Here is a 26,218-nt window from a genome sequence, read left to right on the forward strand (position 1 = left end):
CTTTCGTTCCTTATATCTTTTATTAATCAATTATGTAGAAGGCTTGAAATGACCTATCCTTAGGGCGAGCCATCAAGGTGATGGGGCGCGTCGGACACGCGCTTCAAGCCGCATGGCGTGTCGCTTTCACCGGCGATACAAGGGGTCACTGTCATTCAAGGAGAAATGTTTTGGCTACTACATCTTCCCGCAGAGTTGGCGGTCCGTTTGCCAAGCTCGTGGGTATCATCGTTGCGCTCGTCGGCCTCGCGCTGGGCGGCGGCGGGCTTTATCTAGCGTCATTGGGCGGTTCCTGGTATTACGCTATCGCGGGCATCCTGATGCTCGTCTCCGGTATTCAGTTGGTGCGCGGTCGCATGTCCGGCGCCTGGCTCTACGGCCTTGCGTTCGTGGGGACGCTGATCTGGGCTGCATGGGAGTCTGGGCTGAATTACTGGCGCTGGATTCCACGTCTCGATGTCGCGTTGATCCTGGCTATTCTGGTCGCGCTGGTCATGCCGAGTCTCAAGGGCGGCCCCTCGCGCAAGGTGGGTTTCTCGGTCGCGGGCGTATTGTGCCTGGGCCTGATCGTCGCCGGTGCCTTGGCGTTCGTGCCGCGCGGTTATCAGCATATCGAGGACGTACCGGAGGTCGCCGAGAGTTCATTGGCGACCAATGTCGGCGATGCTCAGCCGGCGGATACGCCCGACGATGAAGACTGGGTTGCCTACGGGCGCGACAGCGCCGCAACGCGTTACTCGCCGCTCGATCAAGTCACCCCGGATAACGTCGGCGATCTCGAAGTGGCGTGGCAGTACCGCACCGGCGACTTGCTCGATCACCGCTGGGGCGCCGAGACAACGCCGCTCAAGGTCGGCGACGATGTGTTCTTGTGTACGTCGCGCAATATCCTGATCTCGCTCGACGCCGATAGTGGCGAAGAGAACTGGCGCTATGATCCGCAGGTATCCGAAGACGCCATTCCTTATACAGCTGCCTGCCGTGGCGTGACGTATTATGAAGTACCGGATGACCGCGTCGATGATATGGCCAGCGGCGATGATGGCGATTCGCAGAGCTGCCGTGCACGTATCATTTCTGGGACGCTCGATGGCCGCATGCTCGAAGTCGATGCCGCGACTGGCGAGCCGTGTACCGGTTTCGGGAATAACGGCCAGGTCGATATCAAACAGAATATGGGTGAGACGCCCGAGGGCTATGTCTCCATCAACTCCGCACCCGTGGTGGTGCGTGATGTCGTCGTAACGGGACACCAGGTGCTCGATGGGCAGCGTCGTTATCCGCCCTCCGGTGTCATCAAGGGCTTCGACGCCGTGACTGGCGAACTCGAGTGGGCCTGGGACGCAGGGCGCCCCGAGCAGAGCGAACCGCTCAGCGGTGATGACACCTACGTGCGTGGCTCGCCCAATATGTGGACTACCGCCACCGGCGATAGCCAGCTAGGCCTGGTGTATCTGCCGATGGCCAATAGCGCCGCCGACTACTGGAGCAGTTCGCGCACGTCGGCAGAAAATGAGTGGGCCAGCTCGATGGTGGCGCTCAACGTCGAGACCGGGCTGCCCGAGTGGCACTTCCAGACTGCGCACAAGGATGTCTGGGATTACGATCCCGGTTCGCAGCCGACATTGATCGATTTCCCCACCGACGATGGGGAGGTGCCGGCCTTGGTGATGCCCACCAAGCAGGGTGAGATCTACGTCTTCAACCGTGAAACCGGCGGGTTGCTGGGCGGTGGTGCCGAAGAGCGTCCTGTACCGCAAGGCGGCGCTGAACCGGAAGAACGCAGTAAGACCCAGCCCTTCTCGAACTACGCCACGCTGCGTCAGCCCGACATCAATGAGAAGGATATGTGGGGCATGTCACCTTTCGATCAGCTGTTCTGCCGTATCCAGTACCAGCAAGCCAGTTGGAAGGGCATGTACACGCCGCCCACCGCCGACCAGCCTTGGATTCAGTACACCGGCTATAACGGAGGCTCCGACTGGGGCAGTGTCTCCATCGACCCGCGGCGCGGCGTGATGATCGCCAACTACAATGACATGCCCAACTATAATGAGCTTGTGCCGCGCGAGGAGGCGGACGCCAAGGGCTGGAAACCTCGCGAGGAACTCGATAGCGATAGCGGCGGTGCCGAAGGCGCGGGCGATCCGCAGGCCAACACGCCGTACGCGATCAATGTCAACGCCGGTTGGCGTGTGCCCTACACCGGCATGCTGTGCAAGCAGCCGCCGTATGGTCATATCCGTGCCATCGAGCTGGCCAGCGGCGATACGCTGTGGGACCGTCCGTTGGGCACAGCGCGCGCCAACGGGCCGTGGGGAATTCGTTCCGGTTTGCCCATCGATATCGGTACGCCCAATAACGGCGGTTCGGTGGTCACGGCTGGAGGGCTGATCTTCATTGCTGCGGCGACCGATGATCTGATCCGTGCGATCGACATCGAGAGCGGCGAGACCGTGTGGCAAGCGCCGCTGCCGGCGGGCGGTCAGGCCAACCCGATGGTCTACGAGGCGAATGGTCGTCAGTATCTGGTGATCGTCGCCACGGGGCACCACTTCATGGAAACCCCCAGCGGCGACTATGTGATCGCCTATGCGTTGCCCGACGATGCCTGACGGCTCGATAAGGTAGGAGAAGCACAGCGACCCCGGCATGCGTGTCGGGGTCGCTTTGTTCAGCGTTTCCTTAGGATGTCTTCGATATTATTGTACGATCATGAATTAGCTGCGATACGCTTTTGAGAACGTCGCGTCGTATCGCGCTTCCATCATGATATGCCTGGATAAGGAGTTCCAATGAAATCTGTCAGTCTTACTCTATTGGCGCTAGCGATCTTGATGACGGGGTGCGCCATGCAAGGTGGCGATGCTGATCGCGTCGATCAGCATACCCAGATTTACCAATGTGAGGGAGATACATCGCTGTCGGTGACCTATTTCCAATATGGATCCGATACCGACCGCGCCATGCTGAGCTATGGTCACGACTCCATCCCCATGCACCAAATTGCCTCGGGCTCCGGCGCGCGCTATGCCAGCGACGACGAACAGCTCGCCTACGTATGGCACACCAAAGGCGACAACGGCATGTTGTATCGTGACAACGACGAAGGTGAGCGCAACGTCATCGAGCGCGATTGCCAGGGCCGGGTGAAAGACGCCGACCGCTAAGCTGCGCGCTCATTTCATGACGGGGCCTGTGCAATGTCTCTGAGTTTGTGGCTGTCGCTGGCGGCGGTCTGTGCCATGGGAGCGATGTCGCCGGGGCCGAGCCTGGCGATGGTGCTGCGCCATACGCTAGGTGGCGGGCGCATACCGGGTGTTGTCGCCAGTGTCTGCCATGCGGCGGGCGTGGGCCTATACGCGGCGTTGACCGTGTGGGGACTGGGCGCGGTCATCGTTCATCAGCCGGTGTTGTTCCAGGCGATCACCTGGGGCGGGGCGGCGTATCTGGCCTGGCTGGGCGTGAAGGCGTTGCGTGCTGGTCGGGGCGGCACCCTGGAGACAGGCCGCGTGGCGAGCCGGCCTGGGGTGGCCGCGCGAGACGGTGTGCTGGTGGCGTTGGCCAACCCCAAGCTGATTCTCTTCTTCGTGGCCCTGTTGAGCCAGTTCGTAAGCGCCGACATGGGGGCGGGGGCCAAGACGACGATCGTGGCGACCGCGTCACTGATCGATGCCGGCTGGTACGTGCTAGTGGCGCTGGCGCTCTCGCATTCGAGGGTTTTGCCCTGGCTTCAAGCGCGTGGGCACTGGATCAACCGGGCGACGGGCGTCGTGCTGTTGGGCCTGGCGCTGCGCATCGTCATTGGTTGAGGGGAGCGTGACCAACCGCTCTCAGGACGCGATTCGCTCGAGGATGGCGTCCAGCGGTGCGTGTGACGGTAAGACGCCGAACAGCGGTGAGGTCTCCTCGCCGAGGCGCGCCGCACAGAAGGTCTCGCCGATGGCAGTGGGCGCATGACGCAACAGCAGCGCGGCCTGCAGGCATTGCGCGAGGCGCTGGGTTAGCCAGCGCGCCTGCGCTTCCAGCACGTCCGGCGTGGCCTTGAGGCGTCGCTCGAGGGCCTCAAACGCCCGGTCAAAATCGGGGTGAGCGCCGCGCGCCAAGGCGAGCTCCTGGCGCAGGGCGGCGATGCTTTCCGGGTGTCGGGTCATTACGCGCATCACGTCCAGGCACATGACATTGCCCGAACCTTCCCAGATCGAATTCACTGGCGCCTCGCGGTAAAGCCGTGCCAGCGGCGCCTCCTCGACGTAACCGATGCCGCCGAGACACTCCATGGCCTCGGCCATGAACGCTGGGCCACGCTTGTTGTGCCAGAACTTGGCCAGCGTAGGCAGCAGGCGCGCAAGGGCGTGCTCATGTGAGTCCCGGGCGGCACCATCGAAGGCGCGTGCGGTGCGCAGGCATAAGGCCAGGCTGGCCTCGGTTTCCAGAGCCAGGTCGGCGATCACGCGGCGCATCAAGGGCTGCTCGGCGAGGCGTTTGCCGAACGCTTCGCGCCCCTGGACGTGGCGCCAGGCCTCGAGCGTTGCCTGGCGCATCATGCTGGCGGGCGCAGTGGCGGCATCGAGCCGAGTCTGCTGGACCATCTCGAGAATGGTGGCGACGCCGCGCCCCGGTTCGCCGATGGGGTGTGCCCAGGCATCGACATACTCGATTTCCGCCGAGGCGTTGGCGCGGTTGCCGCACTTGTCCTTGAGGCGCTGAAGCTGAATGCCGTTGCGCTCGCTGTCGGGGCGAAAGCGTGGCACCAGGAAACAGCCGAGGCCGGCATCGTCTTGGGCCAGGGTAAGGAAGGCATCCGACATCGGCGCGCTGCAGAACCACTTGTGGCCGGTGAGATGCGCGCTGCCATCCGGCTGGCGTGTCGCCTGAGTGGTGTTGCGGCGCACGTCGCTGCCGCCTTGCTTCTCGGTCATCGCCATACCGAAGGTCGCCGCACGCTTGTCATCGGCGGGCAGGGCGCGGGGGTCGTAATCGTTTGCCAGCAGGCGTGGTCCCCATGTCTCGAGCACGGTTCTGTCGTGGCGTAGCACTGGATAGGCGGCGTGGGTCATGGTGATCGGGCAGCAGAACCCTGGCTCGACCTGGGTCAAGAGATAAAGCGCGGCGACATGCGCCTGGTGGCCGCCGTTACCTTCCTGTTCCCAGGCCACGGCCTGCCAGCCGCCATCGCAGGCGAGATGCATCAAGCGGTGATAGGCCTCGGTGTAGTGCACCTCGTCGAGCCGGCGCCCGTGGCGATCGAACAAGTGCAATTCGGGAGGGTGCCGGTTGGCCTCGTCGGCGATGGTTTGCCAGGTGTCGCGCCCGGCCTCGCGGGCGAGCGGGGCAATACGCGCCGCGACCCAAGCCGGAGCCTCGCGGGCCAGTGCCTCGCGCAGGGCCGTGTCCTCTTCCAGGAGGTCACGATCACCGCCGAGCGAAGGTTGGTTGGTGACGTCGTGCGTGGCGAGATGAGTGCGAGCGGCATGATCGGCCATGGAAGCGACTCCTGAAGACGGCAATGGGATGCGCCGTGCTTCGAGCATGGTCAGACATGATGCCGGGGTCAATGCGACCCTGGTGGGATTAGCTGGGCGCGTTGGTATTCGGCAGCGTCTGCGCGATCCAGCGACGGAGCCGCTCGGGCGTCGCCGTGTCGAGGTCATAAAGCAGTCGGTAGGTCATCGGCGCGATCACGCCATCCATCAAGTCCTCGACCGATGGCGTGGTGTCGCCGCGTTTCACGGCGCGTTCACGCAGGCATGCCATGATCTGCTCGGCATAACGGCGGCAGCGTTCGCGTCGTTCGCGCTCGGCGCTAGCCATGATATCGCCGAGCATGCACTGGCCGGTTGGTGAGGTCATCTCATCGAGATATTGCTCGCCCCAGGCCTGAAGATCGCCCGCCAAGGAACCGGTATGCGGCGGTTCGTCGTCGGGGCGCAGGCGCTCGAGCGACACGTCCGCCAGCAACTCGGCGATGTTTCCCCAGCGGCGATAGATCGTCGACGGCGTCACGCCGGCCTTGCTGGCGATCTGTGGCACGCTGAGTTCCTCGCGGGACTTGGCGGTCTGCAGCTCGCGAACCGCTTGATGCACAGCTTCTTGCACCCGTGCGCTGCGCCCCCCGGGGCGAACGGCTTCTTTGATGGCCATAGTCACCTAACGCAAAATATTTGCTTTATGAGCCTGCTAAGTTCAGACTGCTCTTAACGCACAATCTTAGCATTAATGGGTTTTATCATGACACCGCCTTCATCCCCGGGTACGCCGGGTGCCTACCCGACGCCGCGCCTCGGGCAACTGACGTATTATGCCATCCTGATGATCACCTTCCTGGCGGCATCCAGTGCTCCGACGCCGTTGTACCGGCTCTATCAGCAGACGTGGGGGTTCTCCGCCACGATGCTCACGCTGGTATTTGCTAGCTACGTATTTGCCTTGCTGGTGGCGCTACTGGTGTCTGGGTCACTGTCGGACCATATCGGTCGGCGGCCCGTAGTGGCCGGCGCCATCCTGGGTGAAATCCTGTCGTTGGGAGTGTTCTTCTGGGCCGATAGTCTGGCGTGGCTCATGGTGGCGCGTATTCTGCAGGGCCTCGCCACTGGTGTCGTGACCAGCGCACTGGCGGCGGCCATGCTCGATAGCGACCACCAGCGTGGGCCCGTCATGGCGAGTATCGCACCGCTATTCGGCATGGGCATCGGCGCCCTGTTTGCGGGTATCTTGGTAACGTATGCGCCCGCGCCGCTGCATCTAGTGTACGCACTCTTGGCCATCACTCTGGTGGTTCAAGGCCTGCTGCTGGGCCGCATCCGCGAAAGCGTGACGCCGCGCCCGGGCGCCTGGGCTTCTCTGCGGCCACGCGCCTATGTACCACAGCCTGTCCGGGGGCCGCTGATGCGCGTGGTGTCAGCGGTGATCTCGTCCTGGGCGCTGGGCGGTTTCTCGCTGTCGCTGGGCCCCACGCTGGTAGAGACCGTCAGTGGTATTCATAACCCGCTGGTCGGTTGCCTGATCACGTTCCTGTTGCCCTGCGTGGGCGCCATCAGTGTGTTGACGCTGCGCGCCAAGCCGCCTCGTGTGGCCGTGCTCATCGGCACGGGCTGCTTGATCGTCGGCATGAGCGTGCTGTTGTTGGGGGTGTATTGGCGCAGTGTGGCGGTGCTGCTGAGCGGTACTGCCTTGGCCGGGATCGGTTTCGGCGCGGCTTTCATGGGCGCCATGCGTACGGTGATGCCATTGGCACCGCCCACCGAGCGCTCAGCGTTGATGGCAGCGTTCTATGTCATTTGCTATTTGTCCGCTAGCCTTTTGGCCATGGCCGGTGGCGTGGCGACGCAACACATGGGCTTGCTGCCGACGACGTACGTGTATGGCAGTGTCGTAGCGGCGTTGTCGCTCGCCGCCTTCATCGGGGCGCTGACGCAGCGCGCGACCCCACGGCGTTGGCAAGCCTGCGATAGCCCGGCTTGAGACGTGACTTGGCCCACGCTTCTGGGGATAGGCCTTCTGCATGTCCAGTAGTATCTTCGACATGACGTGATGCCCGGGCTCTGGCATGCTGAAGCTTTCCCGCACCGACACGTCACAGGACACGCCATGGTCACGCCGTCGTCTTCCGCAACGCTTGAGTCGCTGCCCGAGCCGGTCATCAAGGATGAGCGGATCCAGCTGGTCGACGCTCATAATCGTCCTTGCGGCAGTGCCTCGCGCAGACTGATGCGGCGCTTTCGCTTCTGGCACCGCGCGACGTACGTGTTCGTGCGCAATGGTCGGGGTGAGTTATGCGTGCAGCGCCGCACACTGACCAAGGAAGTCTTTCCTGGCTGTCATGATCTGGCCACCGGTGGCGTAGTCGGCGCGGGGGAAGCGGAACATGTCGCCGCGCGTCGCGAGCTGGCAGAAGAACTTGGCATCGAGGGCGTGTCGTTGACGCCGTGTTTCACGTTTCGTTATACCGATGTCGGAAACTTCATTCATGGCAGTGCTTTCATGGCCGACTATGAGGGATCGTTGGTCTTGCAACCGGATGAAGTCGCCGACGCTACCTGGTTAACGGTGGAGGCTGCGCTGGCACTTGAAGACGCCACACCGGACAGCCGCGTCGCGCTGGAACATATGCTCGCCCAAGGCTGGTTGATGGCACGGGACGATTGAAGCCCTGCCGCAGGCGGACGACAATGAAGAGGTATCCCCATGATGAACGCGATGCGCGACCGCCATGACGCTATATAGCCAGGATTGCCATACCAACCGGATGGAGCCCTTCAATCTGCGCGCGCTGCGCGGGCAGGTGCTGTTGATCGTCAATGTCGCCAGCCGCTGCGGTTATACGCCGCAACTCAAAGAGCTCGAATGGCTGTATCGCCGTTATCACGATCAAGGCTTTACCGTGTTGGCGTTCCCCTGCAATCAGTTCGGCCGTCAGACACCGGAGTCAGCCGAGGGGTTCGGCGCTTTCTGCATGCGTGAATATCGGGTCAGTTTTCCGGTGATGGAGAAGATCCACGTCAACGGACGCGATGCCCATCCGCTGTTCGTGCTGCTGCGCCGCCAGGCGCCGGGCGTACTGGGAAGCACTCCCATCAAGTGGAATTTCACCAAGTTCCTGGTGGGGCGTGATGGCCATGTTATCCGACGTTTCGCGCCGCGCGTCTCGCCGCGCCGCATGGCGAGGGATATCGAGCAGGCACTGGACATTCCGTTCTCGGCATGACGCGCGTCCGGCTCATGGCGCAGCCGTTTGCAGACGTTCGATCAAGATGTCGAAGCGTGGCCGACTCATCATCGTGGTCAATCCGGAAAACAGCAGCCAAAAGCCCCTGCGCCAGCCATGCAGGCGACGCGTGTGGCGTGCCAGGTCGAGCAGCAGGCGGTCCTCGTCGAAGTCACGCCATTCGCCGGCCACCGACATCTGGCGACGCGACATGACCGGCGCCATCTCCAGCCGATAGATCATTTCCAGCTCCTGAGGGGTATGGCCTTGTGTCTCGACCACCTCGAGCATGCGGGTATATTCGCGTTCCCGGGGCTCGCGCTCGAGCCAGAGGGGCGAGAGTGCCAGCCATAGGGCGCCACGGCGTTCCAGTAGGGTTTCAAGCTCGTTGGGGTCGTGCATGTTTTGGCTCTTCGCTGTGAAGGGGCATCTTCGGCCACACGGCCATAGCGAACAAGGGGTGCGGACATGGACGCCATCACCCGCTAGAATGCCCCTCAATAAAGAAACCGTGCATTGGCGCGCGTTTCCCCGTGGCGGTTCCGACCGCGATCAACGAATGACGTCAGCAAAGAGGTTCCCTCTGTGATCATCAAACCCAAGGTTCGTGGTTTCATCTGCACGACGACGCACCCCAAAGGCTGCGAGCGCAATGTCGCCGAGCAGATCGCCACCACGCGTGCGAACATTCCGCAAAGCGAGCAGCAAAATGGTCCGAAGAAGGTGTTGGTGATCGGCGCCTCCAGCGGCTATGGCCTGGCCGCGCGTGTCACCGCGGCCTTCGGTTACGGGGCGTCGACCCTCGGGGTCTTCTTCGAGAAGCCGGGCACCGAGAAGAAGCCGGGCACGGCGGGGTGGTACAACTCGGCGGCGTTTGACAAGTTCGCCAAGGAAGAAGGCCTTTACAGCAAGGCGATCAATGGCGATGCCTTCTCGCACGAAGCTCGCACCCAGGCCATCGAGTTGATCAAACAGGACCTGGGCCAGGTCGACCTGGTGGTGTACTCGCTGGCCTCGCCGGTACGCAAGATGCCCGATAGCGGCGAGCTCAAGCGTTCTGCCCTCAAGCCCATCGGCGAGACTTATACCGCCACGGCTATCGATACCAACAAGGATGCCATCACCGAGGCCTCCGTGGAGCCGGCCACCGAGCAGGAAATCGCCGATACCACCACCGTCATGGGCGGCGAGGACTGGGAGCTTTGGATCGACGCGCTGGATGAGGCGGGCGTTTTGGCGCCGGGCGCGCGCAGCGTGGCGTTCAGCTATATCGGCACCGAGATTACCTGGCCGATCTACTGGCATGGTGCGCTGGGCAAGGCCAAGGAAGATCTCGACCGCGCCGCTGGCGAGATCGACGCGCGTCTTTCCAAGGAGGGCGGCAGCGCCAACGTGGCGGTGCTCAAGTCGGTAGTGACTCAGGCCAGCGCGGCGATTCCGGTGATGCCGCTTTATATCTCGATGGTCTACAAGGTCATGAAGGAGAAGGGCCTGCACGAGGGCACCATCGATCAGCTCAACCGCCTGTATGCCGAGCGTCTGTATTCATCACAAGAGCAGGATACCGACGAAGCAGGGCGCCTGCGTCTCGACGATTGGGAGCTACGTGATGACGTGCAGCAGCCATGCAAGGAGCTATGGCCGCAGGTGACCACCGATAACCTCTTCACGCTGACCGATTATGCCGGTTACAAGCACGACTTTCTCAAGCTGTTCGGCTTCGAGCGCGAGGATGTCGATTATGAGGCGGACGTCGACCCCGTGGCGGAGTTCGACGTCGTGCAGCTGTGATCGTCGCGTCCAAGCGTATGCCCCGGGGCCGCTCTGAAAAGACGTGCCAGACGTTTGCCGTTACGCGGGCCGCGCAGATCGACCGCGAGACGGACACGCTGGTGGAGGCGCTGCTTGATGCCAGAGAGTGAAGAGCGCCGCGATGCCCCGCGCCAGGTGGGATTTCTGCTGTTGCCGGGGTTTTCGATGCTGGCGCAGGCCTGCGCCATGGAGCCGTTACACGTCGCTAATTTGCTGGCCGAGCGTCGACTCTATGTGCCACGAACTTTCGGGCTCGATGGGCGCGCGGTGAAAAGTGCTGCGGAGCTGGCGTTGACGCCGGAAAGCGTGGCGGGCAGCGATGTCCAGCCTTTGGACATGCTCATGGTGTGCGGCGTGAGTCCGTCGCCAGAGAGCGAATCTTTGAACTTGCATGGTTGGCTGCAACGGCTGGCTTCACGCGGGGTCATGCTGGGCGGCATCGCCGGTGGCACCCAAATGCTGGCACGTGCCGGTGTGCTGGAGGGCTATCGCGTCACGCTGCACGTCGCCGGGGCCGATGCGTTCACGCGGGATTTTCCTGGCGTACATGTCTCGCATCAGTTGTTCGAGATCGATCGTGGTCGCTTGACCTGCGGGGGCGGCACGGCGGCGATGGATATGATGATGACGTTGATCGCGCAGCAGCATGGCGCGCGGCTGGCCGAGCGCGTCTCCGAGCATTTCGTCTGCGAGCGCATCCGCATGGCGGACGAGCCCCAGCATGTACCACTGCGCGCGCGTCTCTCGCACGCACCGCAGAGCCTGGTTGACGCAGTGACGCTGATGGATTCCAACATCGAGGAGCCGCTGACTACCCACGAACTGGCGGAACACTTGGGAATTTCCCGGCGGCAGCTCGAGCGGCTGTTCAAGAAGTATCTGCAGGCGGTGCCCAGCCGTTACTATCTGGAGCTGCGTCTTCAGAAGGCCCGCCAGCTGCTGCGTGACGGTGAACAGGCGGTCGGCGACATCGCCCTGTCCACAGGCTTTTCCTCCGGGGCGCATTTCTCCACGGCGTACCGTAACCATTTCGGCATCAGCCCGCGCGATGAACGCACCCCCCGTCATTGACCGCAGTTTTCGTATAAAGCCTAGAAGTCCTGCAGCGTTTGCCGATACCCCAGATACGCCTTGCGGCGTTCAACCAAGCGGCTGGCCATGGCGAAGTCGCCTTGGTCGCGTGCCGTTTCTTCGGCGATATCGAGCTGTTTGATGGCGCGGTCGATATGACCGGTCAGCTGCAATTGCTCGGCGCGGGCGAGCATGCCCCACAGATTGCGGTCGCTACGTCCGGCGGCTTCCGCGAGCAGAGAGAAGACCTGCGGGTCCTCGGGATATTGATCGCTCATGCGGCGCAGGATGTCGTATGCCTGGCGTGGGGCCTGCTGCAGCAGCACCTCCGCCTCGATGAGCTGCGCCGGGCGGTAGTCCGGTTGCAAACGCAGGATCCGCCGGGCGCGGGTCAATGCAACATCGCGCTGGTCGGCATCGAGCGCCACCTGGGCTGCGCTGGCCGGTAGCATCGAGAGATTCGGCTGCGCTGCGCTTAACTGGTCGATCGTATCGAGTGCCTGTGCGGTATGACCGTTGTGGGCCTCGATCAGCGCTTGCAGGTAACGTATCGCGGCGTCGGGAGGGTCGTCCTGACGTAGCTGAGTCATGGCCTGGTCGGGATTGTCGCGATTGAGCGCGAGCAGGGCGCGAGCGCGAATCAGGCTGAAGGCCGTGCTATCGTGCGGTGCGGGCGAGGGCATCTGGTCAGCGCGGGCCTGGGTGTCGGCGATGCGGGCTTTGGTGACCGGGTGTGTGAGCAGGAATTCCGGCGGGTTGCCGCCCTGTAGGCTGGACAAGCGTTGCATGGCGCGGAAAAGTTCAGGCATGGCCTGCGGGTCGAAGCCGGCATCGGCCAGGGCCTCCAGTCCGACGCGATCGGCTTCCTCTTCGAAACGCCGGGAATAGGCGAGCTGGTCCTGGATGAACGCCGCTTGCGTGCCGACCATGGTGGCCAGCCCTGCATCGCCTGCGCCACCCGCAGCAAGGACCATGCCGACCAGCATGGCGCCCATGGTGGGCAACTGCGTCTCTTCCACGCGCTGCATGCGGCGCGCGAAATGATGCTGTGATAGGTGGCCGAGCTCGTGGGCGATCACCGAGGCCAGGGCGTCCTCGCTCTCGGTGAAGGTGAACAGACCGCTGTTGACGCCGACCACGCCGCCCGGCACGGCGAAGGCATTGAGCAGTCGGCTGTCGACTATGGTGATGACGGTGTCGTCATGGACTCCGGCATGTGTTAATAGGCGCGCCACCAGGCCATGAATGTAATCCTGGGCGATAGGGTCTTGCCACTTGTCGGTCTGAGCGCGGAACTGGCGTAGCCAGGCGCGTCCCAGGCGGTGTTCCTCTGCGCTTGAGACGGTGGCGCTCGAGCCACCCAACTCGGGAAGGCCGTAATCGTCTTGCGCCAGGGCATTCGGCGCGAAAGCGCAAAATGTCACGGCGAGGCATAGGGCAGGAAGCAGCGTCCAGCGACGTGGCATGGGTATCCTCTTGAATGGCGCGACGGGGCGGGTAGACCGACGGCATGATGCACGCCATGCTACCGTTGTCTTCGACATTGAACTGACTGGCAAAGTGCCTTTAAATCGTTGCGTTTTCAACTACCGAACCGCTGGGGGCGCAGATGGCGTTGCAACCCGATCATATGCTTGACGCACGTGGCCTGCATTGTCCGTTGCCGCTACTCAAGGCCAAGCAGGCCCTATCGACGCTCGAAGTGGGCGCGTTGCTCGAGATTCAGGCGACCGATGTGGGGTCGTGGCAGGATTTCGAGACCTTTGCTGCGCAGGGGACGCACCGCCTCGAGGCGCGCGAAGAAAGGGACGGCGTCTACTTTTATTGGCTGCGCAAGGGCGAACGAGGAAGCACAGCATGACCATGAAAGGCCTCTTCAAGGGGTGGATGGAGCGCTATTTCTCGGATGAGGAAGCGGTCGTCTTGCTCATCGTGCTGGTGTTGGGTTTTGCCGCCGTCATCTGCCTGGGTCGGATGCTGGCGCCGTTCTTCACCGCCCTGGTGCTGGCCTTCCTCCTGGAAGGCGTGGTCGCGTGGCTAGAGCGGCGCGGCTTGCCACGTCTGCTGTCGGTATTGGTCGTGTTTCTGATCTTTCTGGGGGCATTATTGGCGCTGGCCTTGGTGATCATGCCGCTGGTCTGGAACCAGATGGTGGAGCTGGTGCAGGAGGCGCCGCGTATGTTCGCCAGTGGCCAGGCATGGCTGGATACCTTGCAGTCGCACTATCCGACCTTGATCACTCCCGATCAGATCGAACAGTGGATCGCCACCGCCGGACGCGAGGCGACCCAGCTCGGGCAACGGGCGCTGACGCTTTCGCTGGCGTCGTTGGGCAATCTATTAGGTGTGCTTGTCTATCTAGTACTGGTGCCGATTCTGGTGTTCTTCCTGCTCAAGGACCGCGAGCGCCTGACGCTGTTCCTGCTGTCCCTGCTGCCCAAGAAGCGTGTCCTGATGACGCGCATCTGGCATGAAATGGACGATCAGATTGCCAACTACATTCGCGGCAAGGCGATCGAGATCCTGATCGTGGGCGTGGTAGCCTTCATTACCTTCTGGACGTTCGGGTTGCCTTATTCCACCTTGCTGGCACTGATCGTCGGCTTGTCGGTGCTGGTACCGTACATCGGCGCGGCGGTGGCGACCTTGCCGGTGGCGGCTGTCGCGGGTTTCCACTTCGGCATCGGCAATCAACTCGTCTACGTACTGCTGGCCTATGCCGTTATTCAGGCGCTGGATGGCAATGTGCTGGTGCCCATCCTGTTTTCCGAGGCGGTCAACCTGCATCCGGTGTCGATCATTCTGGCGGTGCTGTTTTTCGGCGGTATCTGGGGCTTTTGGGGCGTATTTTTTGCGATTCCGCTGGCGACCTTGATCAAGGCGCTGGTATATGCCTGGCCGCGCGGTGTGCGCGATCCAGGCCTGCGGTCTCCCCCGGCGGAGCAGTGATCAGGAGGCCGTATTGAGTTCGCGGGCGGCGTCGAGTACCTCCTCGACGTGGCCCTTGACCTTTACCTTGCGCCATTCGCGCGCCAGTTTGCCGTCGGTGTCGACCAGGAAGGTGCTGCGCTCTATTCCCAGATGCTCCTTGCCATAGAGTTTCTTGAGCTTGATGACATCGAAGAGTTGGCATAGTGCCTCGTCCTTGTCGGAAATCAGCTCAAAATTGAACCCTTGCTTGGTCTTGAAGTTCTCATGGGCACGCAGTCCGTCTCGCGAGACACCGAGAATCACGGTGTTGGCGGCCTCGAAGTCGGCCTTATGGTCGCGGAAGTCGCCCCCTTCGGTGGTGCAGCCCGGGGTACTATCCTTGGGGTAGAAATAGATCACGACCTGCTGGCCACGGTAGTCGGAAAGTGTGATCTGCGTATCGCCCGTTGCCGGGGCACTGAAATCGGGTACGTGCTGGCCGATGCTGACGCTCATGGAGAGTTCCTCGAATACTGACGTGAAAGATGTCGTTGCCTGAACGTGGGCAGTTAAGATTACATTGCAGCCAGGCGCACGTGTCAAAGCACGCCGCTTCTGTACAGGATGAAGCTGGCTGAGTACCATTTGACGTTGATCGACATCATGACAGGAAAAACCGGTCCGGCGCTGGAAACGCCCGGTTGGCGATACGTGCCTTTTTTATCGCCCGCGCATGCCGGTGGCACGCTGGCCCGATTCACAGGAGAGCACTGCAGAATGATCACAGGCAGCATCGTCGCGTTGGCGACACCGATGAAGGCCAGTGGCGATATCGACTGGGAGGCGCTGCGTCGCCTGGTGGAGTTCCATCTCGACAATGGCACCGATGCCATCGTCGCGGCGGGCACCACCGGTGAGCCGACCACCATGTCGTTCGCCGAACATTTTGACGTCATTCGCTGCGTCGTCGAAGAAGTCGACGGCCGCATTCCGGTCATCGCCGGTACCGGCGCCAACGCGACCTCGGAAGCGGTCGAGCTGGCACGTTACGCACGCGAAGTAGGCGCGGATCTCTGCTTGTCGGTGGCCCCTTACTACAACAAGCCGACTCAGGAAGGGCTTTACCAGCATTTCAAGGCCGTCGCCGAGGGTGGTGGACTGCCGGTCATTCTCTATAACGTGCCCGGTCGCACCTGCTCGGATATCTACAACGAGACCGTGTTCCGTCTTGCCGAGATCGAGAACATCGTCGGACTCAAGGACGCCACCGGTAACCTCGAACGCGCCGAGGAGCTTGTCGAGCGTCTCAAGGATACCGGCTTCGCGCTTTATTCCGGCGACGACCCCACGGCGTGTGATTTCATGTTGATGGGCGGCCACGGCGATATCTCGGTATGCGCCAACGTCGCGCCGTGTGCCGTGCACGACCTCTGCGTCGCCGCCGTGGCCGGCGATGAAGAGCGGGCGCATCAAATCAACTCACGCCTCATGTCGCTGCACACCGCACTGGGCGTCGAGGCCAATCCGATTCCCGTGAAATGGGCGCTCAACCGCATGGGGTTGGCGGAGCAGGGCATTCGTCTACCGATGACATGGCTATCCGATAAGTATCACTCCACGGTGAGCGAGGCATTGCAGCTTGCCGAGGTGGTCGAAGACTGACATACCGTCGTGAGCGGGAGTCAGACGTTTACCTGCGTTAGCGATGCTCCTCGACGCCGACCAACGCATAAAGAAGGTGGATGCATGAAACCCGTCCTTAAATGGATGCCGCTGATCATCGGCGCCACACTGATCGTAAGTGGCTGTAGCCGTTCCGGTTTTTATTATGATCGTAACGCTGAATACGCCGATGCCGAGATGGTCGAGCCCGTGACGCTGCCGGATTCGCGCGACTCGTCACAGTACCAGAACGCCATGCCGGTGCCTGATGCCGAGAGTGATTTCGTGGCCACGGATGAAGACTTCGATGTGCCGCGCCCACGTCCGCTGGCCTCTAGCCAGGAAGCCGAGGCGGCATTCGTCGAATCTCGCGAGGCCGGCGACGAACGTTGGTTGGTCGTCAATGCTGCCCCGGACGGTGTCTGGCCGATGTTGCAGGGATTCGCATCCGCGCAAGGCGCCAGTGTCGATCGTGTCGATGCCGATAGCGGGCGCCTCGAGACTGGCCTGGGGACGTTGAGTGTCCGTCAGGGGTTGCGTGAAGGCTCCAGCGAAGTGCGTTGTGAAAACAGCGGCAACGAAGCCCGGTGCCTCGATGCGCTGCAGCGCTACCTGAGCGACAATGTCGGTGACCAGGAAGGCGTGTCTCTGGCGGCACAACCGCTGGCGAGCAATGACCGCGTAAACTTGTCGAACCACGATGGTGAGTGGCAGCTCGAGCTGGCGCTGAATCTTGAACGTGCCTGGCCGGAACTGCGTTATCAGCTCGAGAACAACTTCGAGGATCAACGGGGCGCCTTGGTCGATCAGAACCGTAGCACTGGTCAGTTCGTGATCGACTACACCGCCCGCGATGACGATTCCGGCTGGTTTGACTGGTTCGGCGGCGACGATGCGACCCAACGCTACCGTCTCGATGTCAGCGCCAATGCGCGTGACACCACGCAGGTGAACGTCAGCGGCGAAGACGGCGGCCCGGTGGATTCGGGCGATGCCCGTGAAGTGCTCGACGCCGTGGCAGCGACCTTGCGCTGAGATGCCGGACGGCATGATAGATCAGCCCCAGGCGACCCTGCGTTTCGCATCGCTGGGTAGTGGTAGCAAGGGCAACGCCACCTTGGTCAGCGACGGTGAAACGCACGTGCTGGTGGATTGCGGCTTTGGCATGCGCGAGGCGGAACGCCGTCTCGCGCAGTTCGGTCTGCATCCCCGCCAGCTCGACGCCGTGCTTCTCACCCATGAGCATGGCGATCACATACATGGTGTGGGGCCCCTGGCGCGTCGTTACGTGCTCCCGGTCTATTTGACCGCAGGCACTTGGCTATCGGGGCGCCTGGGCGAGGTGCCGCACCATGAGTGGGTGGTGCCTCAGTCACGCTTCGCGATCAAGGGACTGGAGATCGATCCGGTGACGGTGCCGCACGATGCACGCGAGCCGGTGCAGTTTCGGTTTCGCGCGCATGGTCGCCATCTGGGCGTACTCACCGACCTCGGCCATCCCAGTGAACACGTCCTCGATGCGTTCCGGGGCTGTGATGCGCTGATTCTCGAGTGCAATCACGATCGCCACATGCTCGATGTCGGCCCTTACCCACGCAACCTCAAGCGGCGGGTCGGCGGTCACTGGGGGCACTTGGCCAATGTCCAGGCCGCCGAGCTCTTGACGCGGCTGGGGTTGGATCGCCTACAGCGTATCGTGTGTTCGCATATCTCGGAAGAGAACAATCGCCCCGAACTGGCGCTGGAAGCGCTGACGCCGTTGTTGTCCGGCGATGAGTCACGGTTGCTGGTATCGGCGCAGGAATATGGCTTCGCCTGGCAGAGTATCGCGTGAGTCGAGGTCGTGCGTCGTTGGCATCCTGGAAACGCCTTGAATAGTCTTTGAATACGTCGCGGGTCGTGCGATCCGCGCTCAGACAAGAGCCAGTCGGCCCCGTGAGGGCCATTGTGGAGACCCCATGGAAAAACGTGACGAGCTGTACGCGGGCAAGGCCAAGTCCGTCTACCGCACCGATGACCCGCAGCGTTTGATCCTGCACTTCCGCGACGACACCAGCGCCTTCGACGGCAAGAAGAAGGAATTGCTGGCGCGCAAGGGCATGGTCAATAACAAGTTCAATGCCTTCATCATGGAAAAGCTCCAGGCGGCGGGCATCCCGACGCATTTCGAGACGCTGCTCTCCGATGATGAGTGCGTGGTCAAGAACCTCGAGATGATGCCCGTCGAGTGCGTGGTGCGCAATGTCGCCGCGGGTGGGCTGGTACGCCGTCTCGGCGTCGAGGAAGGTCAGACGCTGATGCCGCCGACCTTCGAATTGTTCCTCAAGGACGACGCCAATGGCGACCCGATGATCAACGAGTCGCTGGCCGAGACGTTCGGCTGGGCGACGCCCGAGCAACTGGCGACCATGAAAACGCTGACCTTCCAGGTCAACGATGTCCTCAAGCAGTTGTTCCTCGACGGTGACATGCTGCTGGTCGATTACAAGCTCGAGTTCGGCCTGTTCGACGGCCAGGTGACTCTGGGCGACGAATTCTCGCCGGACGGTTGCCGTCTGTGGGACGCCAACACCCGCGAGAAGATGGACAAGGACCGCTTTCGCCAGGGGCTGGGCGGCGTCATCGAAGCCTATGAAGAAGTCGGACGGCGGATCGGCATCACGTTCTGATCGCCGCGCGTTTTCGGCTTATGCCATCGGGGCGCCCACGGGCGCCCCGATGTCGTTCATGCAGGAGAAGACGCCACGATGATATCTTCCACATGCATCGCGTCGAGGCCGTTGGTCGTGATCGGGTAGCAGCGTACGTCCACATCGCGCAGGCGCACGCCATAGCGGCGTTCGGACGTATTCTGCGCGTTTTTGTGGTACGCGGGGCGTGGATCCTGGGCCAGCACCTGGCGTATCAATTCACGCAATGAGTCGCCGTCACGACGCATCAGTAAAGCCGCTTCGGCGGCGGCCGAAAACGTCACCGGCAGCGACGGCGGTGGCGTGGGGGCGAAGCCACTGCGTGCCGCCGGGAGCGCTTCGGCCCAGGCCAGATATGGCTTGATATCGAGCACCGGCGTGCCGTCGACGAGATCGTGCCCGCGCAGGTGCAGCGTCACGCCGTGGTGCGTGTCGATCTTCACTAACTCGACCAGCGACAGCCCCAGACGGTTGGGGCGGTGGGTGCTGCGCGTGGCGAAAACGCCGTGTTTGGCATTGCCCCCCAGACGCGGCGGGCGCACTAACGGCGTCCAGCGCGTGGGGCTTTGGTGGAAGACGAAGGTCAGCCACAGATGGCTGAACTCGTCCAGGCCGCGCACAGTGAGGGGATCGGCGAACGCTGGCGCAAGCGTTAGCGTCGCCCGTGCGGCACTGGCCAGCCCCGGTTGGCGCGGAATGCCGAACTTGTCTGGGTAGTCGCTGGCGATACGTCCGATAGGCGTGAGCGTAAACGTGTCCGAGGTCTCGGCAGCGGGGAAGTCGCAATCGATCATCATGGTATTATGCCCAATGCGCGCCCGTGCGGCGAGACATGCCATTTTCAGGAGGCAACGGTGACCGAACGAATCGTCTATCGCGAGGCTACGCCGCGTGATGCCGCTGATCAGGCGGAAGTGTTTCACCATGCCGTGATGCAGGGTGCCGCCGGTTATTACACGCTGGCGCAACGCGAGGCGTGGACCATGGCCCTACCGCGCGATGCCGAGGCCTGGGCGGCGCGCCAGGTGCTCTATCCTACGCTGGTGGCGGTCTGCGACGGACGCTGCGTGGGATTCTGCGAGATCGACCCCGGCGAAGGGCGTATCGAAACGCTTTACGTGTGGCCCGCGCTGGCCAGGCGGGGCGTGGGTGGTCGCTTGCTGGAGCTCGCCGAAGGCGAGATGTACCAGCGCGGCGTGATGTGCATGCGGATCGAGGCCAGCCTGGTGCTGGCGGAGGCCCTGGTACGTCGCGATTGGGCGCACCAGGGCGAGGCCTGGGTGGAGCGAGGTGGCGAGCGTCTACCCCGCGTCAGGCTCAGCAAGGCGCTCTAGGTTTTTGTTAAAAGCCGGCGTGTCTTTTGAAAAGTCGGCATGTCGCTGCGGTTACGCCATGCTGTCGACGATGCCGCCTTCCACTCGCAAGGGGGCGCCGGTGGTGGCGCTGGCTTGCGGTGATACCGCGTAGACGCACATGTTGGCGACTTCCTCGGGCGTGGCGAGACGGCCGATGATCGAGCTGGGCCGATTCTCCTTGACGAAACGCGCTTCCATTTCCTCCTGGGAAACGCCTTCCTGATCTGCTATCTGGGCGATCATGCCGACCACGCCTTCGGAGCGCGTCGGCCCGGGCAGCACCGCGTTGACGGTGACGCCGGTACCGGCCAGCACCTTGGCGAGCCCGCGCGAGATCGACTGCACGGCGGACTTGGTCATGCCGTAGTGAACCATTTCGGAAGGAATATTCAGCGCCGATTCGCTGGACAGGAACTGGATGCGTCCCCAGCCGCGCGATTTCATGCCTTGAGCGTAATGGCGCGATAGCCGCACGCCACTCATGATATTGACCTGGAAGAACTGCTCCCAGGTTTCGTCATCGGTCTCGAAGAAGTCCTGCGGGCCGAAGAGCCCCACGTTGTTGATCAGAATATCGGTATCCGCGCGTGCGTCGATCAGCGTCTGACAGCCTTCGGCGCTACCCAAATCGGCGGCGACGCCGGACACCCGCGCGCCCGAGACCGCCGCTTTCAGGTCGCTCACCGCTGCGTCGACCCGCGCTTGGGTGCGGCCGGTGAGCGTGACCTCGGCACCGGCTTCGGCCAACCCCTGGGCGATGGCGAAGCCGATACCGGCGGTAGAGCCGGTGACGATGGCGGATTTGCCGCTGAGATCGATCTGCATGGTGCGTCTCCTTGTAGCGCCTCGTGTGTCTAGGTGGCTCTTCGTGTCGTGATGACACGACCATGAGCCTGCAAACAAGTGAGTCGGGGCGTAGACGACAAAACTCAACCTCTTTTCATAATTCGTCGTCACATTGCTGAAAGACCCGATACCTCCCCTCCTCGTATACTCAATGGCAACCTACCGTATTCGTTGACCCACCCAGGAGGACCGACACGATGTCCCAGTCACCGACCCGCGACGATTTCGACCGCTACATGGTGCCCAACTATTCCCCGCAGCGGACGATTCCGGTGCGCGGCGAAGGCAGCCGTCTGTGGGATCAGGACGGGCGCGAATACATCGATTTCGCCGGCGGGATCGCGGTCAACGCGCTGGGGCATTGTCATCCCGCGCTGGTATCGGCGCTCAAGGCGCAGGCCGACACGCTCTGGCATCTGTCCAACGTCTACACCAACGAGCCGGCGCTGGCCCTGGCCAAGTCGCTCGTCGAGCGCACCTTCGCCGACAAGGCGTACTTCTGTTCGTCCGGCGGTGAAGCCAACGAGGCGGCCTTTAAACTGGCTCGGCGCTGGGCGTACGACAATGTCGGTGCGCACAAGGACAAGATCGTCTCCTTCCGCCAGTCGTTCCACGGTCGCACCCTGTTTACGGTCAGCGTCGGTGGCCAGCCCAAGTATTCCGAAGGCTTCGGGCCGATCCCCGGGCGTATCGAACATGCCGTGTACAACGACCTCGACAGCGTCCGCGCGCTGATCGACGACGAGACCTGCGCCGTGGTGGTCGAGCCGATGCAAGGCGAGGGCGGCGTGGTGCCGGCCGATCCCGACTTCCTGAGCGGTCTGCGCATGCTATGCGATGAGCATCAGGCGCTGCTGGTATTCGACGAAGTACAATCGGGTGTGGGCCGCAGCGGGCATCTCTATGCATACATGCATTACGGCGTGACGCCCGACATCCTGACCAGTGCCAAGGCATTGGGTGGTGGTTTCCCGGTCGGTGCCATGTTGACCACCGATCGTGTGGCACCGTCGTTGGCGGTGGGCACCCATGGTTCTACTTACGGTGGCAACCCGTTGGCCTGCGCGGTGGCGCTGGCGGCAGTGGAAACCATCGATACCGCCGAGGTGCTGGAAGGCGTCATGCATCGCCATGCGCTATTCAAGGAGCACCTCGAGGCAATCAATCGCGAATACGGCATCTTCAAGGAAGTGCGCGGCCTGGGTCTGTTGCTCGGGGCCGAGATGGCGCCGGCCTACGAAGGGCGCGCCAAGGAAATCCTGCCGCTGGCCATGGAAGAAGGGCTGATGGCGCTGGTCGCTGGACCCAACGTGCTGCGGATGGCGCCGTCGCTGGTGATCTCCGAGGCGGAGGTTCGTGAAGGGATGGCCCGCCTGGAACGCGCCGTGGCGCGACTCGTGCAGGACGCATGAATCCGAAACCAAGAGACATTGCCATGCTTGTCGTTCGCCCCGTTCAACCCCGCGACTTGCCGGCACTGGAGCGCTTGGCGGGCAGTGCCACGCCGCGCCTGACCAATCTGCCGGCGCATCGCGACCGCCTCGAGGAGCGTATTGCACGCTCGACGCGGGCCTTGGCACGTGAGGTCGATTTTCCCGACGACGAGGCCTATACCTTCGTGCTCGAGGATCTCGAGCTTGACGAAGTAGTGGGGACCGCCAGCATTCGTGCCCAGGCGGGCGCCATGGATGCCTACTACACCTACCGTCAGGAAACGCTGATCCACGCCTCGCAGCAACTCAACGTGCGCCGCGAGGTGCAGACCCTGTCGCTGTCGCACGAGACCTCCGAGACCACGCTGCTGTGTGCGCTGTCGCTGGACGCCCGTTACAAGGGGACCAGCGCCGAGAGCCTGTTGCGGCGCGCGCGGTTGATGTTCATCGCGCAGTATCCCGAGCGCTTCGCGTCGATTCTGGCCGTGGCCTTTCCGGGCTATCTCGATGCCGAGGGAGAATCGCCGTTCTGGAATAGCGTCGGGCGGCACTTTTTCGCGCGTGGCTTTCAGGAGATCAACCTGCTGGCCGGGGTACGCTCGAAGAGTTTCATCGCCGAGGTGATGCCGCAATTCCCGCTCTACTTGCCCTTGCTTACGCCCCAGGCGCGTGCCGCCATCGGCCGTGAGCATCCCGATCATGAGAGGGCGCTTGAGGAAATGCTCGGCGAAGGCTTCGTGCGCTCGCGGCACGTGGATATCTTCGATGGTGGGCCCGTGGTGCGCGGCGAGCGCGATCGTCTGCAGAGCGTGCGCCAGGCCAGTTGGCATCCGGTACGTGTGCGTCCCGGTAACGTGCTGCCGGATGCCGAGCCGGCGTTGATCGCCAATCAGCAACTGGGCGGCTTTCGCTGCCTGGTGGCGCGCTATGCGCTGTCGCCCACCGGGCAGTTGATGCTCACGCCCGAGCATGCCGAATTGCTGGGCGTTGAGGAAGGCCGCGCGGTCCTGGCTGCGCCATTGGCATTGCCCAACGTCCTGGATGAGTTCGACGAGGGAGACACCTGATGCGCATTCGACCCATCGAACGCCGCGATATCGACAGTCTGCAAGCGCTGGCTTGGCAGACCGGCGTGGGGTTCACCTCGTTGCCCGACAATCACGACTTCCTCGCCGCCAAGATCGAACACGCGGTCAGCGCCTTCGAGGAGCGCAGCGCCATCGACGACCGGCTGTATTTCTTCGTGCTCGAGGACGATACCAACGGCGAGTTGGCCGGATGCTGCGCCATCGAGGCACAGGTTGGCCACGACGTCCCATTTTACCACTATCGCCTGGGGACCCTGGCACATTCGTCGGTGCAGCTCGACTTGCATCGCACCATCGATACGCTGTTTCTCAGCTCCGATCATACCGGCGACGCCGAGGTCTGCTCGCTGTATCTGCGCCCCGAATACCGGCGCGATCGCAACGGCGCCTTGCTGTCCAAGGCCCGCTGGCTGTTCATCGCCGAGTTTCGCGACCGCTTCCCCGACAAGGTGCTCGCCGAAATGCGCGGGCGCTTCGATGAGAACGGCACCAGTGCCTTCTGGGAATGTCTGGGCAGTCACTTCTTTCCCATGAACTTCAACGAAGCCGACCGTCTGACCGGCCTCGGGCAGAAGAGCTTCATTGGCGAGCTGATGCCCAAGTTCCCGATTTACACGCCGTTTCTTTCCGAAGAAGCGCGGGCCTGTATCGGCGCGGTTCACGAACACACCCGCCCGGCGCTGGAAATGCTCAGGAAGGAAGGGCTGCGTTGGGAAGGCTACATCGACATCTTCGATGGCGGCCCCACGGTGGAGGCGTATATCGATGATGTAAGCGCGGTGCGCGACTCGGCGTCCTATCCCGTGGAAATCGTGGACGAAGCCGCCAGTGTCGAACGCCCGACCTGGTTGGTAGCGACGGCGAACATTAGCGACTTTCGGGCTGCCTGGGTCGGACGCGGGCCCAACGCGGACGGCGTGCTCACGCTCACCGGCGCCGAAGCCGAACGCTTGGCGGTGACCAGCGGCGATACGCTGCGGGTGCTGGAGACCTGAGCTACGGGCTACGGGCTACGAGCTACGAGCTACGAGCTACGAGCAAAGAGATTGTGAACTCTGTGCTTTGGTTGAGGCTTGCTTTCGCGGCTCGCGGCTCGCGGCTCGCGGCTCGCGGCTCGCGGCTCGCGGCTCGCGGCTTACCAATGAATCATCAGGAGCGACATATGCAAGCCAAACAGCAGTTGCTGATCGATGGCGCCTGGGTCGCGGGTGACGCAGCGCGTTTCGACAAGACCGATCCCGTCTCCGGCGAGACGCTATGGCGTGCCAGCGCGGCCAGCGCGACCCAGGTCGAAGCGGCGGTAGCCGGCGCACGGCGGGCGTTCCCCGCCTGGGCGCGTCAAAGCTTCGAGGAGCGTCAGGCCATGGTCGAGCGCTTCCGCGAGCGTCTGGAAGCCAATCGCGAGGCGCTGGCGACGAGCATCGCGCATGAAACCGGCAAGCCATTGTGGGAAGCGCGTACCGAGATCGGCGCGATGATCGGCAAGGTGGCAATCTCGATCACCGCCTATCACGAGCGTACCGGCGAACGCGCGCGGGATGTCGGCGGCAGCCGCGCGGTGTTGCGCCATCGCCCGCATGGCGTGCTGGCGGTATACGGTCCTTACAACTTCCCCGGGCATCTGCCCAACGGGCATATCGTCCCGGCGCTGTTGGCCGGTAATGCGGTGGTCTTCAAGCCCAGCGAGCAGACGCCGATGACCGCCGATCTGACGCTGCAATGCTGGCTCGAGGCGGGCCTGCCCGCCGGCGTGATCAATCTGGTGCAGGGCGCGGCCGAGGTCGGCCAGGCATTAGCCGGCAGCGCCGACATCGACGGCCTGCTGTTCACCGGCAGTGCCAAGATCGGCGGGCTTCTGCATCGCCAGTTCGGCGGCCAGGTCGACAAGATTCTGGCGCTGGAGCTGGGCGGGAACAACCCGCTGGTGGTCAAGGACGTGCCGGACCAAGAAGCGGCGGTATTGTCGATCCTGCAGTCGGCGTTCGCCTCCGGCGGCCAGCGTTGCACCTGCGCGCGACGCTTGATCGTGCCCCACGGCGCGGCGGGCGATGCGCTGCTCGAAGCGCTGGTGCGTGCCATTGGCGCGCTGCGCGTGGCGGGGCCATTCAGCGAACCGGCGCCGTTCTATGCGGGGCTGGCCAGCGTCGAGGCAGCGGATGGCCTGCTGGCAGCCCAGGACGATTTCGTCGCACGCGGCGGCCGGGTATTGAGCAGCATGCGACGCCTGGAAGAGGGCACCAGCCTGTTGTCGCCGGGTTTGATCGATGTCACCGGTTGCGAGGTGCCCGACGAGGAACACTTCGGACCGCTGCTCAAGGTGCATCGTTACCACGACTGGGACGAGGCCATTGCCCTGGCCAACGATACCCGTTATGGCCTGTCGGCGGGCCTGATCGGCGGTGGGCAAGCCGACTGGGACGACTTCCTGCTGCGCATCCGTGCCGGCATCGTCAACTGGAATCGCCAGACCACCGGCGCCTCCAGCGACGCTCCGTTTGGTGGCATCGGCGATAGCGGCAACCACCGCCCGAGTGCCTATTACGCTGCCGACTACTGTGCGTATCCGGTCGCCTCGATGGAAACCGAAACGCTCAGCCTGCCCGATACCTTGCCGCCGGGGGTGGTGCTATGAGCGAAGGTTCTA

Annotated in this window: 26 protein-coding genes; 19 read left to right on the forward strand and 7 right to left on the reverse strand. The window is 62.9% G+C overall.

All coding sequences use genetic code 11. The annotated features are described in order from the left end of the window. Positions 1-170 precede the first annotated feature (170 nt). The 3 genes from OP496_RS12210 to OP496_RS12220 all read left to right on the forward strand — a co-directional run bounded on the left by OP496_RS12210 (position 171) and on the right by OP496_RS12220 (position 3,812). Positions 171-2,615: a membrane-bound PQQ-dependent dehydrogenase, glucose/quinate/shikimate family gene (locus tag OP496_RS12210; RefSeq protein ID WP_348522006.1), complete on the forward strand. Its 2,445-nt coding sequence runs from the start codon at positions 171-173 to the stop codon at positions 2,613-2,615. A 180-nt stretch (positions 2,616-2,795) separates the two neighbouring features. Continuing rightward, positions 2,796-3,170, forward strand: coding sequence for an MliC family protein (locus tag OP496_RS12215; protein WP_280563914.1), 375 nt, complete (start codon positions 2,796-2,798; stop codon positions 3,168-3,170). 33 nt (positions 3,171-3,203) lie between these two features. Beyond that, positions 3,204-3,812 carry a LysE family translocator gene (locus tag OP496_RS12220; RefSeq protein ID WP_280563916.1) on the forward strand — a complete coding sequence of 203 codons (609 nt, stop codon included), beginning with the start codon at positions 3,204-3,206 and terminating at the stop codon, positions 3,810-3,812. 21 nt (positions 3,813-3,833) lie between these two features. Here the strand turns inward: OP496_RS12220 and OP496_RS12225 are convergent, their stop codons facing one another. Both OP496_RS12225 and OP496_RS12230 read right to left on the reverse strand, forming a co-directional pair. Beyond that, positions 3,834-5,486, reverse strand: a complete 1,653-nt coding sequence (locus OP496_RS12225) for an acyl-CoA dehydrogenase family protein (RefSeq protein ID WP_280563917.1) — start codon at positions 5,484-5,486, stop codon at positions 3,834-3,836. An 88-nt stretch (positions 5,487-5,574) separates the two neighbouring features. Then, entirely contained in the window at positions 5,575-6,144 is a 570-nt protein-coding gene (locus OP496_RS12230) for a TetR/AcrR family transcriptional regulator (protein WP_280563918.1), read from the reverse strand. 87 nt (positions 6,145-6,231) lie between these two features. Here OP496_RS12230 and OP496_RS12235 point away from each other — a divergent pair, with 87 nt between their 5' ends. The 3 genes from OP496_RS12235 (at position 6,232) to OP496_RS12245 (ending at position 8,707) form a co-directional block, all read left to right on the forward strand. After that, positions 6,232-7,464 (forward strand): MFS transporter, encoded by a 1,233-nt coding sequence (locus tag OP496_RS12235; RefSeq protein ID WP_280563919.1) that lies wholly within the window; start codon positions 6,232-6,234, stop codon positions 7,462-7,464. A gap of 126 nt (positions 7,465-7,590) precedes the next feature. Then, the gene (locus OP496_RS12240) at positions 7,591-8,148 is read left to right on the forward strand and encodes an NUDIX hydrolase (RefSeq protein ID WP_280563920.1); all 558 of its coding nucleotides are present in this window, start codon (positions 7,591-7,593) and stop codon (positions 8,146-8,148) included. A gap of 64 nt (positions 8,149-8,212) precedes the next feature. Further along, positions 8,213-8,707 carry a glutathione peroxidase gene (locus tag OP496_RS12245; RefSeq protein WP_280563921.1) on the forward strand — a complete coding sequence of 165 codons (495 nt, stop codon included), beginning with the start codon at positions 8,213-8,215 and terminating at the stop codon, positions 8,705-8,707. A gap of 12 nt (positions 8,708-8,719) precedes the next feature. On the opposite strand, the gene OP496_RS12250 is transcribed toward OP496_RS12245, so the two are convergent. Then, positions 8,720-9,109, reverse strand: a complete 390-nt coding sequence (locus OP496_RS12250; RefSeq protein ID WP_280563922.1) for a hypothetical protein — start codon at positions 9,107-9,109, stop codon at positions 8,720-8,722. 183 nt (positions 9,110-9,292) lie between these two features. On the opposite strand from OP496_RS12250, the gene fabV reads away from it, so the two are divergent. Together fabV and OP496_RS12260 are read left to right on the forward strand one after the other, a co-directional pair. Next, positions 9,293-10,498 carry an enoyl-ACP reductase FabV gene (gene fabV, locus OP496_RS12255; RefSeq protein ID WP_280563923.1) on the forward strand — a complete coding sequence of 402 codons (1,206 nt, stop codon included), beginning with the start codon at positions 9,293-9,295 and terminating at the stop codon, positions 10,496-10,498. Between the two features lie 117 nt (positions 10,499-10,615). Beyond that, positions 10,616-11,590, forward strand: coding sequence for a GlxA family transcriptional regulator (locus OP496_RS12260; protein WP_280563924.1), 975 nt, complete (start codon positions 10,616-10,618; stop codon positions 11,588-11,590). A 20-nt stretch (positions 11,591-11,610) separates the two neighbouring features. On the opposite strand, the gene OP496_RS12265 is transcribed toward OP496_RS12260, so the two are convergent. Next, positions 11,611-13,056 (reverse strand): M48 family metalloprotease, encoded by a 1,446-nt coding sequence (locus tag OP496_RS12265; protein ID WP_280563926.1) that lies wholly within the window; start codon positions 13,054-13,056, stop codon positions 11,611-11,613. 143 nt (positions 13,057-13,199) lie between these two features. On the opposite strand from OP496_RS12265, the gene OP496_RS12270 reads away from it, so the two are divergent. Beyond that, entirely contained in the window at positions 13,200-13,451 is a 252-nt protein-coding gene (locus tag OP496_RS12270; protein ID WP_280563927.1) for a sulfurtransferase TusA family protein, read from the forward strand. Next, positions 13,448-14,539, forward strand: a complete 1,092-nt coding sequence (locus OP496_RS12275) for an AI-2E family transporter (RefSeq protein WP_280563928.1) — start codon at positions 13,448-13,450, stop codon at positions 14,537-14,539. The genes OP496_RS12270 and OP496_RS12275 overlap by 4 nt, the downstream gene beginning before the upstream one ends. Here OP496_RS12275 and OP496_RS12280 read toward each other — a convergent pair whose 3' ends face one another. Further along, positions 14,540-15,016, reverse strand: coding sequence for a peroxiredoxin (locus tag OP496_RS12280; RefSeq protein ID WP_280563930.1), 477 nt, complete (start codon positions 15,014-15,016; stop codon positions 14,540-14,542). Positions 15,017-15,277: 261 nt separating this feature from the next. On the opposite strand from OP496_RS12280, the gene dapA reads away from it, so the two are divergent. The 4 genes from dapA (at position 15,278) to purC (ending at position 18,831) form a co-directional block, all read left to right on the forward strand. After that, positions 15,278-16,162: a 4-hydroxy-tetrahydrodipicolinate synthase gene (dapA, locus tag OP496_RS12285; protein ID WP_280563931.1), complete on the forward strand. Its 885-nt coding sequence runs from the start codon at positions 15,278-15,280 to the stop codon at positions 16,160-16,162. 84 nt (positions 16,163-16,246) lie between these two features. Next, positions 16,247-17,197 carry an outer membrane protein assembly factor BamC gene (locus OP496_RS12290; RefSeq protein WP_280563932.1) on the forward strand — a complete coding sequence of 317 codons (951 nt, stop codon included), beginning with the start codon at positions 16,247-16,249 and terminating at the stop codon, positions 17,195-17,197. Between the two features lie 13 nt (positions 17,198-17,210). Then, positions 17,211-17,996 carry an MBL fold metallo-hydrolase gene (locus tag OP496_RS12295; protein ID WP_280563933.1) on the forward strand — a complete coding sequence of 262 codons (786 nt, stop codon included), beginning with the start codon at positions 17,211-17,213 and terminating at the stop codon, positions 17,994-17,996. Positions 17,997-18,120: 124 nt separating this feature from the next. Then, positions 18,121-18,831, forward strand: a complete 711-nt coding sequence (purC, locus tag OP496_RS12300) for a phosphoribosylaminoimidazolesuccinocarboxamide synthase (RefSeq protein WP_280563934.1) — start codon at positions 18,121-18,123, stop codon at positions 18,829-18,831. A gap of 56 nt (positions 18,832-18,887) precedes the next feature. Here the strand turns inward: purC and tsaA are convergent, their stop codons facing one another. Beyond that, a complete protein-coding gene (gene tsaA / locus OP496_RS12305) occupies positions 18,888-19,649 on the reverse strand; it encodes a tRNA (N6-threonylcarbamoyladenosine(37)-N6)-methyltransferase TrmO (RefSeq protein WP_280563935.1) in 762 nt (253 codons plus the stop codon). A 6-nt stretch (positions 19,650-19,655) separates the two neighbouring features. Here tsaA and OP496_RS12310 point away from each other — a divergent pair, with 6 nt between their 5' ends. Then, on the forward strand, positions 19,656-20,186 hold the full coding sequence (locus OP496_RS12310) for a GNAT family N-acetyltransferase (RefSeq protein WP_280563936.1): 531 nt from the start codon (positions 19,656-19,658) through the stop codon (positions 20,184-20,186). A 51-nt stretch (positions 20,187-20,237) separates the two neighbouring features. Here OP496_RS12310 and OP496_RS12315 read toward each other — a convergent pair whose 3' ends face one another. Next, on the reverse strand, positions 20,238-21,032 hold the full coding sequence (locus tag OP496_RS12315) for an SDR family oxidoreductase (RefSeq protein ID WP_280563937.1): 795 nt from the start codon (positions 21,030-21,032) through the stop codon (positions 20,238-20,240). 218 nt (positions 21,033-21,250) lie between these two features. On the opposite strand from OP496_RS12315, the gene OP496_RS12320 reads away from it, so the two are divergent. From OP496_RS12320 to astD, 4 genes are all read left to right on the forward strand, one after another. Continuing rightward, entirely contained in the window at positions 21,251-22,465 is a 1,215-nt protein-coding gene (locus OP496_RS12320) for an aspartate aminotransferase family protein (RefSeq protein ID WP_280563938.1), read from the forward strand. 23 nt (positions 22,466-22,488) lie between these two features. Beyond that, positions 22,489-23,553, forward strand: a complete 1,065-nt coding sequence (locus OP496_RS12325; RefSeq protein WP_280563939.1) for an arginine N-succinyltransferase — start codon at positions 22,489-22,491, stop codon at positions 23,551-23,553. Further along, a complete protein-coding gene (gene astA, locus OP496_RS12330) occupies positions 23,553-24,569 on the forward strand; it encodes an arginine N-succinyltransferase (RefSeq protein WP_280563940.1) in 1,017 nt (338 codons plus the stop codon). Before OP496_RS12325 ends, astA begins: the two co-directional genes overlap by 1 nt. Before the next feature lie 167 nt (positions 24,570-24,736). Then, complete coding sequence (astD, locus tag OP496_RS12335; RefSeq protein ID WP_280563941.1) at positions 24,737-26,206, forward strand: succinylglutamate-semialdehyde dehydrogenase; 1,470 nt, start codon at positions 24,737-24,739, stop codon at positions 26,204-26,206. Positions 26,207-26,218: the final 12 nt, after the last annotated feature.

The sequence above is a fragment of the Chromohalobacter sp. 48-RD10 genome (assembly GCF_029889785.1).
Taxonomy (GTDB): domain Bacteria; phylum Pseudomonadota; class Gammaproteobacteria; order Pseudomonadales; family Halomonadaceae; genus Chromohalobacter.